The 16336-nt window shown below is 56.4% G+C and carries 18 protein-coding genes; 11 read left to right on the plus strand and 7 right to left on the minus strand.

Going from position 1 to position 16336, the window contains the following annotated elements:
- Positions 1-10 precede the first annotated feature (10 nt).
- Positions 11-1189 carry an MFS transporter TsgA gene (tsgA, locus tag PAG01S_RS19490; protein WP_031593897.1) on the minus strand — a complete coding sequence of 393 codons (1179 nt, stop codon included), beginning with the start codon at positions 1187-1189 and terminating at the stop codon, positions 11-13.
- A 261-nt stretch (positions 1190-1450) separates the two neighbouring features.
- Between tsgA and ppiA the strand changes: the two genes are divergently transcribed.
- The 5 genes from ppiA (at position 1451) to argD (ending at position 4795) form a co-directional block, all read left to right on the plus strand.
- Entirely contained in the window at positions 1451-2023 is a 573-nt protein-coding gene (gene ppiA, locus PAG01S_RS19495; RefSeq protein ID WP_003852970.1) for a peptidylprolyl isomerase A, read from the plus strand.
- A gap of 99 nt (positions 2024-2122) precedes the next feature.
- Positions 2123-2293, plus strand: coding sequence for a YhfG family protein (locus PAG01S_RS21985; RefSeq protein WP_010253095.1), 171 nt, complete (start codon positions 2123-2125; stop codon positions 2291-2293).
- On the plus strand, positions 2283-2876 hold the full coding sequence (locus PAG01S_RS19500) for a putative adenosine monophosphate-protein transferase Fic (RefSeq protein WP_010253092.1): 594 nt from the start codon (positions 2283-2285) through the stop codon (positions 2874-2876). The genes PAG01S_RS21985 and PAG01S_RS19500 overlap by 11 nt, the downstream gene beginning before the upstream one ends.
- A 41-nt stretch (positions 2877-2917) precedes the next feature.
- On the plus strand, positions 2918-3493 hold the full coding sequence (locus PAG01S_RS19505; protein WP_062759609.1) for an aminodeoxychorismate/anthranilate synthase component II: 576 nt from the start codon (positions 2918-2920) through the stop codon (positions 3491-3493).
- An 81-nt stretch (positions 3494-3574) separates the two neighbouring features.
- On the plus strand, positions 3575-4795 hold the full coding sequence (argD, locus tag PAG01S_RS19510) for a bifunctional acetylornithine/succinyldiaminopimelate transaminase (RefSeq protein WP_022624054.1): 1221 nt from the start codon (positions 3575-3577) through the stop codon (positions 4793-4795).
- A gap of 1 nt (position 4796) precedes the next feature.
- Here argD and PAG01S_RS19515 read toward each other — a convergent pair whose 3' ends face one another.
- Positions 4797-6872: a YccS/YhfK family putative transporter gene (locus PAG01S_RS19515; protein ID WP_010253083.1), complete on the minus strand. Its 2076-nt coding sequence runs from the start codon at positions 6870-6872 to the stop codon at positions 4797-4799.
- 57 nt (positions 6873-6929) lie between these two features.
- Positions 6930-7562: a cAMP-activated global transcriptional regulator CRP gene (gene crp, locus PAG01S_RS19520; protein ID WP_003852956.1), complete on the minus strand. Its 633-nt coding sequence runs from the start codon at positions 7560-7562 to the stop codon at positions 6930-6932.
- A 303-nt stretch (positions 7563-7865) separates the two neighbouring features.
- On the opposite strand from crp, the gene PAG01S_RS19525 reads away from it, so the two are divergent.
- Entirely contained in the window at positions 7866-8270 is a 405-nt protein-coding gene (locus PAG01S_RS19525; protein WP_010253071.1) for an OsmC family protein, read from the plus strand.
- Between the two features lie 584 nt (positions 8271-8854).
- Here PAG01S_RS19525 and PAG01S_RS19530 read toward each other — a convergent pair.
- From PAG01S_RS19530 to PAG01S_RS19540, 3 genes are all read right to left on the minus strand, one after another.
- Positions 8855-9724, minus strand: coding sequence for a phosphoribulokinase (locus PAG01S_RS19530; RefSeq protein ID WP_010253068.1), 870 nt, complete (start codon positions 9722-9724; stop codon positions 8855-8857).
- Positions 9725-9785: 61 nt separating this feature from the next.
- Positions 9786-10004 carry a YheU family protein gene (locus PAG01S_RS19535; protein WP_010253066.1) on the minus strand — a complete coding sequence of 73 codons (219 nt, stop codon included), beginning with the start codon at positions 10002-10004 and terminating at the stop codon, positions 9786-9788.
- A gap of 4 nt (positions 10005-10008) precedes the next feature.
- A complete protein-coding gene (locus tag PAG01S_RS19540) occupies positions 10009-11025 on the minus strand; it encodes a hydrolase (protein ID WP_062759610.1) in 1017 nt (338 codons plus the stop codon).
- A gap of 57 nt (positions 11026-11082) precedes the next feature.
- Between PAG01S_RS19540 and PAG01S_RS19545 the strand changes: the two genes are divergently transcribed.
- Positions 11083-11685: a LysE family translocator gene (locus PAG01S_RS19545; protein WP_010671578.1), complete on the plus strand. Its 603-nt coding sequence runs from the start codon at positions 11083-11085 to the stop codon at positions 11683-11685.
- Between the two features lies 1 nt (position 11686).
- Here the strand turns inward: PAG01S_RS19545 and PAG01S_RS19550 are convergent, their stop codons facing one another.
- Entirely contained in the window at positions 11687-12667 is a 981-nt protein-coding gene (locus tag PAG01S_RS19550; RefSeq protein WP_031593718.1) for a LacI family DNA-binding transcriptional regulator, read from the minus strand.
- Between the two features lie 236 nt (positions 12668-12903).
- Between PAG01S_RS19550 and tauA the strand changes: the two genes are divergently transcribed.
- The 4 genes from tauA to tauD are packed head-to-tail and all read left to right on the plus strand — an operon-like array spanning position 12904 to position 16318.
- Positions 12904-13881, plus strand: a complete 978-nt coding sequence (gene tauA, locus PAG01S_RS19555; RefSeq protein WP_010253052.1) for a taurine ABC transporter substrate-binding protein — start codon at positions 12904-12906, stop codon at positions 13879-13881.
- A 9-nt stretch (positions 13882-13890) separates the two neighbouring features.
- The gene (gene tauB / locus PAG01S_RS19560) at positions 13891-14658 is read left to right on the plus strand and encodes a taurine ABC transporter ATP-binding subunit (RefSeq protein ID WP_010671580.1); all 768 of its coding nucleotides are present in this window, start codon (positions 13891-13893) and stop codon (positions 14656-14658) included.
- Positions 14655-15482 (plus strand): taurine ABC transporter permease TauC, encoded by an 828-nt coding sequence (gene tauC / locus PAG01S_RS19565; protein ID WP_010253046.1) that lies wholly within the window; start codon positions 14655-14657, stop codon positions 15480-15482. The genes tauB and tauC overlap by 4 nt, the downstream gene beginning before the upstream one ends.
- Positions 15479-16318 (plus strand): taurine dioxygenase, encoded by an 840-nt coding sequence (tauD, locus tag PAG01S_RS19570; protein WP_033758967.1) that lies wholly within the window; start codon positions 15479-15481, stop codon positions 16316-16318. Before tauC ends, tauD begins: the two co-directional genes overlap by 4 nt.
- The last annotated feature ends 18 nt before the right edge of the window (positions 16319-16336 follow it).

The raw sequence follows: 16336 nt of genomic DNA on the forward strand, positions 1-16336 counted from the left end.
CCCTGAATGATTAATGCGTAACGTGACCGTGCGAGCGATGTTTAGTGACCAGCCCCAGCAGGACACACATCACAAACACCACCGCGTAGAGGCCGTTGGCGGTGGCCAGCGCCGTGTGCACGCCGCTCTTCTCAACAATCGGCGCGGTCACCACGAAGGTCAGCATAGTGCCAACGGTGCCGCAGGTCAGAATGAAGTTCACCAGTTTCGGTGACGCCACTTTGGTCTGCAGCGAGCCGAGCGTGATGATGGTGGTGTAAATTGCGCTCGAGCTGAAGCCCAACACCATAATGATCCACTTCAGCATACTGGCATCCTGGCTGCTGACGAACCAGTACATCAGCACGGTAGCCAGTCCCGCCAGCACCATCAGGATGCGTTGCAGATCGAAGAAGCGCAGCAGGAAGCTGAAGGCCCACATCCCCACCATATAAGCGGTCCAGAAGCTGCCCACCAGTTGTCCGGCATCATTAATATTCATGCCCATGACTTTGGTGGCATATTCCGGCACCCAGGAGATAAAGCCAAGCTGGCCCAGAATGTAGCAGAGCGCCGCCACTGCCAGCAGCAGCACGCCCACACCCCATTTTTCTTTCTCAACTGTCGGGCTGTTTTCAGGCTTACGCAGCACCGGGAACTCGACAAACAGCGTCATGATGAAGATCGCGACGTAGATAAAGCCGATGCAGACGTAGACCCAGTACCACGGCAGCTGACGCGCCAGCAGAATCCCCGCCAGCACCGGAAACAGCGTGCCCGCCATGCTGAAGAAGGAGTCGGTAAACAGCAGGCGCGAACCGCGCTGGCGGCCTTCATACATATGGGTGATCAGGAAGGTGCCGATCGACATAGTAATGCCGCTGACCACGCCCAGCACAAACATACAGAGCGAGAAGACGGTCAGATCGCGGCTGGTCATCAACCCGATTATCGCCAGTACCATCAGGACGAAGCCGAAAATCAGCTGACGCTTCAGTGGCACAATCACCATCAGCCAGGCGTTCAGGAAAACCGCCGCCAGGATGCCGCTGTTGAGGAAGGTGAAGGTATTACTCATGCTGGAGATGGGGATCTGGAAATCTTTTGCGATATCGCCCATTACCATGCCGGTAACAATCACCAGCGCGCCGGTAAGCGCGTAGGAGAAGAAGCTTATCCAGGTGAGGCCAATACGATTACGGTTTGTCATGTTCTGAACCTGTTGAGAACCGGGTGCCAAAAAGTGTCAGAAAGTGTAAACGGAACCGTGATCTTAATAAACAACCAGTGAAACCAGAGATCCATATTTCATGTGTTGTGTGATTTTAATCACGTAATTGCCGGGGTTTAACGTTTGCTCCCCTCATTTGCTGCCACAGCGTAAATATAGGTAAAACGCTGGCTCCTGGAATAGAGTCTCTTTACAATCAATCACGTTTTTGTGCCCGCTCTCCCAGGTAAGGAATCTTTCATGTTTAAACGTACTTTAACAGCGGCCATCACCCTGTTAGCGCTCTCTTCCGTTTCCGCCCAGGCGCTGGCTGCAAAAGGTGACACCCACGTTCTGCTCACCACCTCCGCCGGCAATATCGAACTCGAACTGAATAACCAGAAAGCGCCGGTTTCTGTGAAAAACTTCGTTGATTACGTCAACAACGGTTTTTACAACAACACCATTTTTCACCGCGTGATCCCGGGCTTTATGGTGCAGGGTGGGGGCTTCACTACGGACATGCAGCAGAAGCAGACCAACGCGCCGATCAAGAATGAAGCGGATAACGGCCTGCGTAACCTGCGTGGCACGATTTCCATGGCGCGTACCGCCGATAAAGACAGTGCGACCAGCCAGTTCTTCCTCAACGTCGCGGATAATGCATTCCTCGATCACGGACAGCGCGATTTTGGCTATGCCGTATTTGGTAAGATTGTGAAAGGTCAGGATGTGGTTGAAAAAATTTCTCAGGTACCGACCAAAGATGTGGGTCCTTACCAGAATGTTCCATCCAAACCGGTAGTTATCCTCTCCGCCAAAGTCCTGCCTTAAGTCCGTTCGTCGCCATCTGCGGATGGCGACCGCCTGCCGCATCCGGCAAAGCCAGAATTTGCTCTTATACTTAGGGCAAAAACCTGAGCAGGAGGCGGCATGGCGAACAAACTCACCGAAAAACAGAAGGTCACCCTGTGGCGACAGCGGCGTAGCGCCAGCTATCAGGCCAGCTGTCGGCTGGAAGGCTTCTCGCCAAATGAAACCAGCGTAAACAGCGATGATGCGGCCGCACGTCTGGCGTCACTGAGGAGGCAATATGGACTCTAATACCGCCGTCAGCCAGGATCCCTACCTGTGGCAGCATGACAATGTGCTGAAAAACCTGCCCGATATTCACGATGCCGCGCAGCTGCGTAAGGCGGAGCTGAGTTTTAGTGCGGCGCGTGCCGCCACGCTGGAGCTTGGCCCACGTAATCCTGGACTGCCTTACCTGCGCCAGATCCACCGTACGCTGTTTCAGGACGTCTACAGCTGGGCTGGTGAACTGCGCACTATCGATATCTGGCGCGATGAGACGCCGTTCTGTCATTTCGAATATATCGAAAAGGAAGGTAACGCCCTGATGGCCGCGCTGGAGGAGGAGAAGGGACTCGTTGACCTGCCACGTGACGCGTTTATTGAGCGTGTTGCCCACTACTACTGCGAAATCAATATGTTGCATCCTTTCCGCCACGGCAACGGTCGGGCGCAGCGGATTTTCTTTGAACAGCTGGCGCTGCATGCCGGTTATCTGCTCTCCTGGGAAGAGACTGACGCTGAAAGCTGGAAAGCGGCGAATCAGGCCGGTGTGGCCGGAGACCTGACTCTGCTGGAGCAGGTATTTGCGAAAGTGGTGAGCGAGGCGGCTTAACCGCGTAGAATAGCGGCGCGGGTAATTATTCTGGACTGGCCATGCTGCTGCTTATCGACAATTACGACTCCTTTACCTGGAATCTTTATCAATATTTCTGCGAGCTGGGCGCGCAGGTTCAGGTGGTGCGCAATGATGCCATCACGCTGGAGCAGATAGCGGCGTTACCGCTGACTCATCTGGTGATCTCCCCTGGCCCCTGCACGCCGTCGGAGTCAGGCATTTCGCTGGCGGCGATCCGGCATTTCGCCGGTCAGCTGCCGGTACTGGGCGTCTGTCTGGGCCATCAGGCAATTGCGCAGGCGTATGGCGCGCAGGTCGTGCGTGCGCGTCAGGTGATGCACGGCAAAACCTCTGCGATTCAGCACACCGGACAGGGCGTGTTCCGCACTCTGAATAATCCACTGACCGTGACCCGCTACCATTCGCTGATTGTACAGCGCGACTCCCTGCCAGATGCCTTCGAGGTGACTGCCTGGACGGTGCGTGACGGCGAGCCTGACGAAATTATGGGATTCCGCCATAAAACCCTGGCGCTGGAAGGCGTGCAGTTCCATCCCGAAAGCATTCTCAGCGAGCAGGGACATCAGCTGCTGCGCAATTTCCTTGAGCAATAAGTTGCCTTTGAGTGATTTTTTATGCATATTTTGTGATTATTATTTCAAAGTTGCACATCAATCATCTAAATGGGGTCATCAATGGCAGCGGAAAAAATTGCGGTCACGCGGGAGACGTTCGATAACGTTATTTTGCCTGTTTATGCACCTGCGCAGTTCGTGCCGGTAAAAGGCAAGGGCAGTCGTGTATGGGATCAGCAGGGCAAAGAGTATATCGATTTCTCAGGTGGTATCGCCGTCACCGCACTTGGACACTGCCATCCTGCGCTGGTCGAGACGCTGAAAAGTCAGGGCGAGACGCTGTGGCACACCAGCAACGTCTTCACCAACGAACCGGCGCTGCGTCTTGCCAGTAAGTTAATTCAGGCGACCTTTGCCGAGCGGGTCTTCTTCGCTAACTCCGGGGCCGAAGCCAACGAGGCCGCCTTTAAGCTGGCGCGCTACTACGCCTGCAAACGTCACAGCCCATTCAAAAGTAAGATTATCGCCTTTCATAACGCCTTTCATGGCCGGACGCTGTTTACCGTCACGGTCGGCGGACAGCCAAAATATTCTGATGGGTTCGGGCCTAAACCGGCGGATATCGTCCATGTGCCGTTCAATGATCTGAACGCAGTGAAAGCGGTCATTGACGATCATACCTGCGCCATTGTGGTTGAACCGATTCAGGGTGAGGGCGGCGTCGTGCCCGCAACGCAGGAATTTATGCAGGGACTGCGTGAGCTTTGCGATCAGCACCAGGCGCTGCTGGTGCTGGATGAAGTGCAGAGCGGCATGGGGCGCAGCGGCAAGCTATTCGCCTATGAGCATTATGGCATCCAGCCCGATATTCTGACCTCAGCCAAAGCGCTGGGCGGCGGTTTCCCGGTCAGCGCCATGCTGACCACTAACGAGATCGCCTCGACCATGGCGCCGGGCGTGCATGGCACCACCTATGGCGGCAATCCACTCGCCTGCGCCATCGCCGAAACCGCGCTAGATATTATCAATACGCCGGAGGTGCTGGCAGGCGTTGAGACACGTCGTCAGCACTTTGTCACGGCGCTGCAGGCCATCGATGCGAAGTATGATCTCTTCAGCGATATTCGTGGCAAGGGTCTGCTGATTGGCGCGGCGCTTAAACCGCAGCATGCCGGTAAAGCACGCGACATCCTGAATGCCGCGGCCGCAGAAGGCGTGATGGTGCTGGTTGCCGGCACTGACGTGATGCGTTTTGCCCCGTCACTGATCATTGAGCCTGCCGACATCGAAGAGGGCATGAGCCGCTTCGCCACGGCCGTCGGCAACGTGCTCAACGGCTAGCTTAGTTTTTACGTAAGCGTCTGATCAGCCAGCGGCCATGTTGCGGCCGCTGGTTCCACGCCAGCGATGAAATGGTGTACATCACGCTCAGATGATCGAGAATGCGCCGCACATGCTGCTCCACCACCGTGATCGGTCCCTCACTGATGTTCTCCAGCTCATCCAGCAGGTTAACCTGTGAGCTTTCACCATCATATTCCAGCCGCTGCTGACACCGCTGCAGCGCGATTTCACAGGATTGCAGGTAACGCTCAGCCAGCGAGGCAGTGAGCATGGTGTGCTCACGCGCCAGAATCGTCATGGCGTTGATATGCTCGACGATAAACTGACTGTGCGTGACCCAAAGCCGCATATCACTCAGATAGCGGGAGTTGAACGCGGGTTCCTGCATCGCCTGATTCAGTGAGTTAAACAGCGCATTGTGTGCCTGATTGACCTTCACCCGCTGATAAGCCAGTTTCTCTGGTGACTGTTCGTCACCCAGCAACAGCCGCAGCGCATCCTGATAAGTTTCCAGTGCGTCATGGGCGTTCTGCCGCAGTAAGCCGCTCTGCCACTGCGGCCACAGCCAGAGCATCCCGCCAAAGGCGATCAGACAACCCATCAGCGTATCCATGAGTCGCGGCAGCAGAAACTGCGCGCCATTCAGCGACAGCAACTGCAGCGAGTAAACCGCCGTGACCGTAAAGCCAATCATCGACCAGCCATAAAACTGGCGGGTAAAGCGATAGCTGATAAAAGTAATTGCCAGCATGATCAGCAGCACCAGCGACTCCGGCACCGCCATGCGCAGCGTGGCGGCCGCGATCACCAGACCGGCAAAAGTGCCTAGCGCCCGGTGCTGAATGCGGACACGGGTAGCGCTGTAGCCGTTCTGGCTGACGAACATGATGGTCATCAGGATCCAGTAGGGTTTGGGGATGTTGAAGAACAGCGCCAGCGCGCTGCCCAGCATCAGCATCACCGCAAAGCGGCCGGCAGTGCGCAGGGCCGATGAGCGAAACGAGAGATAACTGCGCAGTGCCGGTAACAGCGGCAGACGGCGCTGGCGGTCAGCCATCAGATCGCGCTGATAAAGGGGTTTCTGGGTGCGCAGGACCCGCGCGATGCGGTTGAAGTGGTAAAGGCAGAAGTTACCCACCGGATTGTCGGGATGCTGATGGGCGATTTTCTCCAGCGCGCCGAGCTGTTTATCCATCGCAAAGCGATCGGGTAGCTGGTGATAGAGAATGTTATCCGCCAGCACCCGCAACCGGGCCGAGATGGTTTTGGCATTCCAGCGGATCACCGCTTCGGCGTGGCTCTGTTCGACCAGCTTCTGCACCTCTTCCGGCCGATGCAGGCTGACCGAGATATGTTCCTGCAGATCCAGCGCCACCTGAAAGGCGCGCGTCAGCCGTTTATGGCTGTGATCGCGGCTTGCCGACAGCATATGCATCTGCTGATAACAGGTGTTAATCAGATCGACCACTTTCTGCTGACGAGCCAGCAGCGGCGGCAGCGCCTTTTCCGGATCGGTCAGCTGCGTCAGCAGGGTATATTTTGCGTCGCAGTAGTTAGCCAGCTCGCGGTAGATCAGGCTCAGGCTTTCGCGCATTGGCTGCTCTTTCCACAGCCAGAACCAGAACCAGTTAAAGAGCCCGTACCATAGCGTGCCGCCGATATAGAGCAGCGGGGGAACATAGATTGGCATGCGGCCAATCAGGCTCAGGGTAAAGATGGCGGCAATCAGGGTGCCGGGCAGCAGACGGCCATGCAGCGGGCTGATCTCCCCGGTAACGCCGAGCAATAAGGGCATAGCAAACAGGATCAGCGGCAGCGGAATAGCATGCAGGGTGAGCCACTGCATCAGAAAGCTGCCGAGGGCAAACAGGCTGCCGCCAACAATCAGGCGTTTGAAGAAGCGTTTATGCGGGGTATCCAGACCGGCGATGTTGCAGCAGGCGGGCACTAATGAGAACAGCAGACCTTTTTGCAGGTCGCCAGCCAGCCAGCCCAGCGCCACCGGCAGACAGAGCACCAGCGTTTGCCGCAAGGCGTAGTTAACTTCAGGATGGTAAATAATTCGACGCCACATCGGCCCAACACAAACAATAACGGCGTGATGTTGCCATCACGCCGTGGGTGACAGGAATTAGCGGGTGCCGTAAACGACGATGGTTTTGCCGTGTGCGGAGATCAGGTTCTGATCTTCCAGCATCTTCAAAATACGGCCCACGGTTTCACGTGAACAACCAACAATCTGGCCAATTTCCTGACGAGTGATTTTAATTTGCATGCCGTCGGGATGCGTCATGGCATCTGGCTGCTTCGCCAGGTTGAGCAGGGTCTGTGCAATGCGTCCGGTTACGTCGAGGAAAGCGAGGTTACCCACTTTTTCAGACGTCACCTGCAGGCGACGCGCCATCTGCGATGAGAGTCGCATCAGGATGTCAGGGTTAACCTGGATCAGCTGACGGAATTTCTTGTAAGAAATTTCCGCCACTTCGCACGCGCTTTTCGCACGTACCCAGGCGCTGCGCTCCTGGCCTTCTTCGAACAGGCCAAGTTCACCAATAAAATCGCCCTGATTCAGGTAGGAAAGAATCATCTCTTTGCCTTCTTCATCTTTAATCAGAACCGCAACGGAACCTTTCACGATGTAGTAAAGCGTTTCTGCTTTTTCACCTTGGTGAATCAGCGTACTTTTGGATGGATACTTGTGAATATGGCAATGGGACAGGAACCATTCGAGTGTAGGGTCTGTTTGCGGTTTGCCGAGAACCATTCGCTATTATCCTCTGTTGTAATCGTGCCCAAAATACAGGGGGCAGTTTTCCCTGTCAGGCGGTGAAAGCTTCAAGCGTTTCCATTTCAGGAAATTATTCGGGCCGCATCAGGCGCAGTGCGCATCATCCTTCCCGGCTTCGTCATCGGGTGACGAAAAATATTTTCAGCACTGTTTGTAGCACAGCTTTTGCCGACTGTCTTCTGTTGTCTCGCTTCAGCTACGGGCGGATTTCTCTGGATTGCTGTTTACCAGGCGAAAGCGTACTCTGGCGACAAAACAGCGTATTCCGGAGCAAAAATCATGCAGGCAAGAGTGAAATGGGTAGAAGGGCTGACATTCCTCGGAGAATCCTCATCCGGCCATCAGATACTGATGGATGGAAATTCGGGTGATAAAGCGCCCAGCCCAATGGAGATGGTGCTGATGGCGGCGGGCGGATGCAGCGCGATTGACGTGGTATCAATTCTGCAAAAAGGCCGAAACGATGTGGCTGATTGTGAAGTAAAACTGACCTCAGAACGTCGTGAAGAGGCGCCGCGAATCTTTACGCACATCAACCTGCATTTTATCGTGAGTGGTAAAGCCCTCCAGGATAAAGCGGTATCACGCGCCGTGGATCTTTCTGCTGAAAAATATTGCTCTGTGGCCATCATGCTGGGTAAAGGCGTCAACATTACCCATAGCTATGAAGTGATCGAACTTTAGTAGCCGCAGGGGTTATTGCAGACCTGCTAACTTCACTTCCAGTATCTGATGCAGGTTGCTTTAGGACTGTGCCTGGGCCGGGAATCCGCTTTGATACTGTGCCTGCGCTGGGAACCGGGTCAGATCGGAAAGTCGCTTAAGCCAATCCCTGGCCGCTCGGCCCGCGCGATTACGCACCTCATCCCTGAGGTGCGCCCGTAGCCGGGCCAACGCGTTGCGTTGTTCAAAAACGCTCCCGGCGTTTTTATCCGGGAGGCGGGACGCTTTCCTCTTCTGACCCGGTTCCCTGCGTGTTGAACTTATCTATTGCTGCCAGATTCTTTCTGCCCAGGCGTTGTCTGTAGCGACCTTCCTGAAACCGGATGCGGTTGCCGGACGTGAAGCGAAGGGAGCATATACCTGTAGCAAAGCATCGCGGGCCAGGGATGGCCCGCGCTGAGCCTGCCAGGGATGGCGGTTTTGCGTCTTTGCGAAAGGTGTATGCTCCCTGAAGCCTGCTCAGCGGTAAGTCTTTAGCCGCAGGAAAGCCAGTTTTACCATCTTTATGAAAGACATCTGCTCTCAGAGCGGTTTTTGCTGGCCTCTTACTCTATTCGTTTGCCTTCCATCAGCCGCTTCACCAGCGGACCCATGATCAACTCCATCGCCAGACCCATTTTGCCGCCAGGCACCACCAGCGTATTGATGTGCGAGATAAACGAGCCCTGCAGCATCGCCAGCAGGTAGGGGAGGTCGATATCTTCCAGCGCCTGGAAGTGGATCACCACAAAGCTCTCATCCAGTGACGGAATAGCGCGGGCAGCGAACGGGTTTGAGGTATCGACCGTCGGGACGCGCTGAAAGTTGAGGTGAGTGCGTGAGAACTGTGGTGTGATGAAGTTGATGTAATCTTCCATCGAGCGCACTACCGAATCCATGACCGCTTCACGTGAATGGCCGCGCTCGCCAGTGTCGCGCACCAGCTTCTGTATCCACTCCAGGTTCACAATCGGCACCACGCCAACCAGCAGATCAACCTGTTCTGCTACGTTGTGCTGCGCCGTTACCACGCCGCCGTGCAGCCCTTCGTAGAAGAGAATATCGGTGTTCTGCGGCAGCGGTTGCCACGGCGTAAAGGTGCCGGGCACCTGATTCCACGGCACTGCTTCATCATAGGTATGCAGATATTTACGCGACTGGCCCTGTCCGCTCTGACCATACTCTTTAAAGCTCTGCTCCAGCAGGCCAAAGTCATTGGCTTCCGGGCCGAAGTAGCTGACATGACGTCCTAAATCGCGCGCCTTACGAATCGCCATATCCATTTCAGGGCGGGTAAAGCGGTGAAAACTGTCACCTTCCAGCTCCGCCGCATGAAGATCGAGCTGCTGAAAGATTTTGCGAAACGCCACGCTGGTGGTGGTGGTCCCTGCGCCGCTGGAACCAGTCACCGCGATAATGGGATGACGTGCAGACATAGAAAAGCTCCCTGTGAGGTCGGGCAATAGGCATTGTTAACACGAAATGCCGTTGGGTGCATCAGCCACGAAATTCTTTGCGCGGCATGATATTGACCGATTCGTGCAGTTCCGACCACACCAGTACCACTTCACCCGTTTCCAGCTGACGTCGCACATCGGCCACCTTGTCGATCAGGCTGCGTTCCTGCTCGCCATAGTCCGTGCCTTCGCGCAGCACAAAGGTTTCAATCAGATTTTCAAGGGTCTCAGGTGAGACCTGTTGCCAGGGAATAATCACGAGATCAGTTATCCAGAAAAGGGGCGATCCACTGGGGGATACGCTGTTCCAGCCACATTTCAGGCTGGCGTAATGTCCCACCAACAAAACCTACATGGCCGCCGTGTGGTGTCAGTTGATAAGTAATAGTGGCAGATAATTGGCTGCTGTGCGGGATCACCTCATCACTCATAAAAGGATCATCTTTGGCGTGAATGATCAGCAGCGGTTTCTCTGCGTGCTTCAGCCAGGGCATGGCGCTGGCACGATGATAGTAATCGGCCGCATCCAGAAAACCGTGGGCGCGGGCGGTAATGGCATCATCAAAGTCGCGCAGTCGCCGTAGCGCTTTCAGCTGCGCCAGATTGACCGGCAGCGTATCCGGCCAGGCGTGCAGTTTGCGGCGGGCATTTTTCTTGAGCTGCGCCAGCAAATAGTATTGATAGACGCGTGAGAAGCCGCGTTCCAGTTTTAGGCTACAGGGCTCCAGCAGCAGCGGAGCGGAGACAATGACACCCGCGTCTACCTCAGCGGCTGCGCCCTGCTGGCCCAGCAGGCAGCCCAGCATGTTACCGCCCAGCGAGAAACCCACCGCCGCGGTGGGTACACGGCCCCAGCGGGTGCGTAGCCAGTGCAGAAAAAAACGGGCATCTTCGGTTTCGCCGGAGTGATAGATGCGGTTGAGCCGATTCGGTTCGCCGCTGCAGCCGCGAAAATGCATCACCACCGCCAGCCAGCCGCGCGCATGGCAGATCGCCATCAGTCCATGAATATAGGGGCTATGAAAACTGCCCTCCAGCCCATGAAACAGCACCACGCGCGGTTTATGCTGCGCGAACTGCGGATCTTCACTCCAGGCGAGATCGACGAAGTCGCCATCCGGCAGGTCGAGACGTTGCCAGTGGGGATCGCCCGTGATACGACGACGTAGCAGGCGCGGCAGCAGGGTCTGCAGGTGCGCATTACGCAGACTCTCAGGAGGCGTGAAGTGCTCGTTTTCCGGTCCGGTAAATTTCATGTGGTAAAAGCTTGTCTGTTCCATATCACACTGTTAGCTTCGATAAGTTTTTTCTTGCAGGGTAAGGAGTACCCGATTGCCATGGAACTGAGTCTTTTCTTATCAATGTTGGGATTTCTTTGGGTCGCGGCCATTACGCCCGGGCCTAATAATATGTTACTCACCGCCTCGGGTGCTAATTTTGGCTTTATGCGCACCATTCCGCTGATGATTGGCATCATGATCGGAATGCAGGTGATGCTGCTGATGGTGGCCTTTGGCGTCGGCGGGCTGATCCTGCTCTATCCTTCGCTGCACCTGGTGCTGAAAATCGCCGGTAGCCTCTATCTGCTCTGGCTGGCGTGGAAAATCGCTACCGCCAGTTATGAGAAGCTGGAAACCGATCAGGCGCCGGATGCGCCGATGCCCTTCTGGCAGGGCGGCTTGTTGCAGTTGATCAATCCCAAGGCCTGGCTGATGGCGCTGGGCGCGGTCGCCAGCTTCAGCCTGGCCGGTGACGCGTATCGCCATTCAGTGATGGCGATAAGCATCGGCATGTTTCTGGTTAATCTGGTATCGGGTGTTATCTGGATGGGATTTGGTGCGATGATCGGCCGCATTCTGCGCAGCCGTCGCGCCTGGAAAATCTTTAATCTCGCTATGGGGCTGCTGACCGCTGCCTGCGTGCTGTTAATCTGGCACTAAGTTAGCTGGATGCGCGTTCAACGCGCGTCCACGGCAGCACCTCGCGGATGACTGGCGCATTAGCGTTGCGGATCTTTTGCAGCAGCAATTGCACGCTACGCGCGCCCAGCTGGTTCATCGGCTGCTCGATGGTCGTCAGCGGCGGATTCAGGCTGCGGGTAAACGACACGCCATCAAACCCGACCACCGCCAGATCTTCCGGCACGCGCAGACCCGCTTCCAGCGCCGCATGCACCACGCCTACCGCCAGCACATCTGAAACCGCAAACACCGCATCCGGCGGTTCCGGCAGCGCCATCAACTCCCTTAGCCCCTGACTGCCCGCCTCACAGGAGATTTCGTAAGTGTAGGAGACGCCGGACCACGCATACCCCAGCTCCTCAATCGCCTGCCGGTAGCCCTTTTCACGATGATGCGAGTAAAGGTAACGCATGTCGCCATTGATCAGCCCGATGCGTTTACGCCCTTTACCGGCAAGGTAGTGGACGGTGTCGCGCGCGGCTTCAAGGTGATCAATGCTGACCGAGGAGGCGGGGATATCCGGATCAAATTCGCAGCACTGCACCCAGGGCGCCCCGGCAATGAGCGCCTGCAAATCCTGTAAACCGGAGGCCGCATCCATCGTAATTACGCCATCCACCACTTTTCCGGTCAGCAGGGAGAGATAAGCGGCTTCACGCTGGAGCTGCGAGGCGGAGTTACAGAGCAGGATGTGATAGCCGTGCAGTTCCGCTTCGGCCTCGATGCCCTGAACCACGCGTGAACAGAAGGGATTGGTGATATCCGAGATCAGCACCAGCAGCATGTTGCTTTGCGACGTACGCAGCTGACGCGCCAGTAAGTTGGGCTGATAGTCGCAGGCAGAGATTGCCGCCAGAACTTTCTCACGCGTATCGGGCTTCACGCCGGGATGCGCGTTGAGAACCCGCGATACCGTGGCTTTGGAGACGCCAGCCAGCTGAGCGACTTTCTCGATCGACATCGGATTCAGAAACCTTAACAGGCAATAATTGGGAACGCATATGAATAGCACAGGGACAATGTGAGCGCCTGACATTTTTGCTTACTTTAGCTATTTTCAGCATTTGCGATTTTTGACTTAGTTTTGCAGATAGTGATCTAAGAACTTATTTCTATTAGGGATAATTTTTAATTCCTTTATGAAACTATAGCGCGCAGAGACACTGCCTCCACTATAAAAACGGTGGGGTAGTGATCATGGCAGCAACACGTTTAACTTTTTTAGCCGCAGCGCTGGCGCTGCTGGCGTTTCGGGCTGATGCGGTCAATGTCACCGTGGCTTACCAGACCTCGGCTGAGCCGGCGAAAGTGGCGCAGGCTGACAACAGCTTTGCGAAAGAAAGCGGGGCCAGCGTTGACTGGCGCAAGTTTGACAGCGGCGCCGGGGTATTACGTGCGATGGCGTCCGGTGACGTCCAGATTGGCAATATCGGTTCCAGCCCGTTAGCGGTCGCGGCGGCGCAGAAGCTGCCGATTGAAGCCTTTTTACTCGCCTCTCAGCTGGGCAACTCTGAAGCGCTGGTGGTGAAGAAGAACATCACTACGCCCAAAGATTTAATTGGCAAACGCATCGCGGTGCCGTTCATCTCTACCACCCACTACAGCCTGCTGGCTGCTCTGAAACACTGGGGCATCAAACCGTCCCAGGTACAGCTGGTCAATCTGCAGCCGCCAGCGATTATTGCTGCCTGGCAGCGTGGCGACATTGATGGCGCTTACGTCTGGGCACCGGCGGTTAATGAGCTGGAAAAAGAGGGCAAAGTGTTAACCGACTCTGCGGAAGTGGGAAGCTGGGGATCGCCGACGCTGGATGTCTGGGTCGTACGCAAAGATTTTGCTCAGCAGCATCCGGAGATCGTGACTGCTTTTGCCCGCAGCGCGCTTGACGCGCAGCAGGCCTACCTGAACAGCCCCGACAGCTGGCTGAAGCAGTCCGATAACCTCAGCAAACTCTCTCGCCTTAGCGGTGTGCCGGAAGCACAGGTGCCCGGTCTGGTGAAGGGCAATACCTACCTCACGGCGCAGCAGCAGGTTGAGCAACTGGGCAAACCGGTCAATAAAGCGATCGTCGATACCGCGCAGTTTCTGAAAGCACAGGGCCGGGTGCCGCAGGCGGATAACGACTACAGCAGCTATGTGACCTCCCGTTTCGTCGAGCCATTAGTTAAACCTTAAGGAGGCACTATGCTGCGCATCGCTCACCTTAATGCCCGTTATGCCGGACAGCCGGTGTTGCAGGATATCAATCTGCAGCTGGATAGCCATGAACTGCTGGTGGTGCTCGGCCCCTCCGGCTGCGGCAAAACCACACTGCTCAATCTGGTTGCCGGTTTCCTGCCGGTGGAGTCGGGCAGCATCACGCTGGATAACCAGCCGGTGACCGGGCCTGGTGCGGAGCGCGGCGTGGTGTTTCAGCATGAAGGATTACTGCCGTGGCGCAACGTGCTGGATAACGTCGCCTTTGGCCTGCAGCTGGCGGGGATGTCACGCCCGGATCGCGACGCGATTGCCCGCCGGTTAATCAGGCAGGTGGGGCTTGAAGGTGCGGAAAAGCGCGCCATCTGGCAGTTGTCCGGTGGTCAGCGTCAGCGGGTGGGCATTGCGCGTGCGCTGGCTACCGATCCACAACTGCTATTGCTGGATGAGCCTTTCGGCGCACTGGATGCCTTTACCCGAGAGCAGATGCAAACCCTGCTGCTGACGCTGTGGCGCGACAGCGGTAAACAGATTCTGTTGATTACGCACGACATAGAAGAGGCGATTTTCCTGGCCAGCGAACTGATTCTGCTGTCGCCAGGACCGGGCCGCATCGTAGAGCGGCTGCGTCCTGGCTTTGGTCAGCGCTTTGCCGCGGGAGAGTCGTGCCGCAGCATCAAATCCGATCCGCAGTTTATCGCCCAGCGCGAGTATGTGCTGAGCCGGGTCTTTGATCAGCGGGAGGCGTTTGCATGAGTGCACTCATCAATGACAAGTCTCTGCCGGTGCGCCGTCGTTTGCGCTGGCCGTTTTCAACCGCCTTCACGCTGAGCATGCTGAGTCTCTCTCTGCTGTTGCTGCTCTGGTGGGGCGTGACCGCGCTGGGCCTGATTGCCCCGCTGTTCCTGCCGTCGCCGCAGCAGGTGTTAAGCAAGCTGCTGCTGATTGCCAGCGCGCAGGGCTTTATGGATGCCACGCTGTGGCAGCATCTGGCCGCCAGCCTGACACGAATGCTGATTGCGCTGACTGCCGCTGCCGCCATCGGTATTCCTGTAGGGATCCTGATGGGCCTCAGCCCGGTCGCTCGCGGGTTGCTCGATCCTCTGATTGAACTCTATCGCCCGATTCCGCCACTCGCCTATCTGCCATTGATGGTGATCTGGTTCGGCATTGGTGAGACCTCGAAAATCCTGCTGATCTATCTGGCGATTTTCGCGCCGGTGACGCTTTCCACCCTGGCCGGTGTGCGTAACACGCAGCAGGTCCGACTGCGTGCGGCGCGCTCGCTGGGGGCTAACCGCTGGCAACTGCTGCGCTGGGTGATTCTGCCAGGCGCGTTGCCGGAGATCCTCACCGGTCTGCGCATCGGTCTGGGGGTTGGCTGGTCAACGCTGGTGGCCGCTGAGCTGATTGCCGCCACGCGGGGTCTGGGTTTTATGGTGCAGTCAGCAGGAGAATTCCTCGCCACCGATGTGGTGCTGGCGGGTATCGCGGTAATCGCCTTTATTGCTTTTAGCTTAGAACTCGGGCTCCGCGCGTTGCAGCGCCGTCTGACGCCCTGGAGTGGAGAACAATCATGAACGAACGTCTCAGTTTTACCCCGCTTGGCCCGTACATTGGCGCGCAGGTCTCAAACCTGGATGTGTCTCGCCCATTGAGTGATGCTCAGTTTGAGCAGCTTTATCATGGCCTGCTTCGTCATCAGGTGCTGTTTCTGCGTGACCAGAAAATAACGCCGGAACAGCACCGCGCGCTGGCAATCCGCTTTGGCGATCTGCATATCCATCCGGTCTATCCGCATGCGGAAGGCGTCGAGGAGATTATCGTGCTGGATACCCATCAGGATAATCCGCCAGATAATGACAACTGGCATACCGATGTCACCTTTATTGATACGCCGCCAGCGATCGCCTTGCTGGCCTCGAAGGTGTTACCGGAGTCGGGGGGTGACACGCTCTGGACCAGCGGGATTGCGGCTTACGAAGCGCTCTCTGAACCCTTTAAGCAGCTGCTGGCAGGTCTCCATGCCGAGCATGATTTCAAAAAGTCATTCCAGGAGTATAAGTACCGCAAAACGGAGGAGGAGCATCAGCGCTGGCAGCAGGCGGTAGCAAAACATCCGCCGGTGCAGCATCCGGTTATCCGCACCCATCCGGTCAGCGGCAAAAAAGCGCTGTTTGTGAATGAGGGCTTTACCTCGCGGATCGTCGATTTAAGCGAGAAAGAGAGTGATGCGGTGCTGGGCTTTCTGTTTGCGCACGCCACCAAACCGGAGTTTCAGGTGCGCTGGCGCTGGCAGCCAGACGATCTGGCTATCTGGGATAATCGGGTCACGCAGCATTATGCCAATGCTGATTACTATCCTGCCCGGCGCATCATGCAGCGGGCAACGGTGCTGGGCGATAAACCCCGTTAAAAGAGAATCTCCCCGCGA

It is taken from the genome of Pantoea agglomerans NBRC 102470, assembly GCF_001598475.1.
GTDB classification, from domain to species: Bacteria; Pseudomonadota; Gammaproteobacteria; order Enterobacterales; family Enterobacteriaceae; genus Pantoea; species Pantoea agglomerans.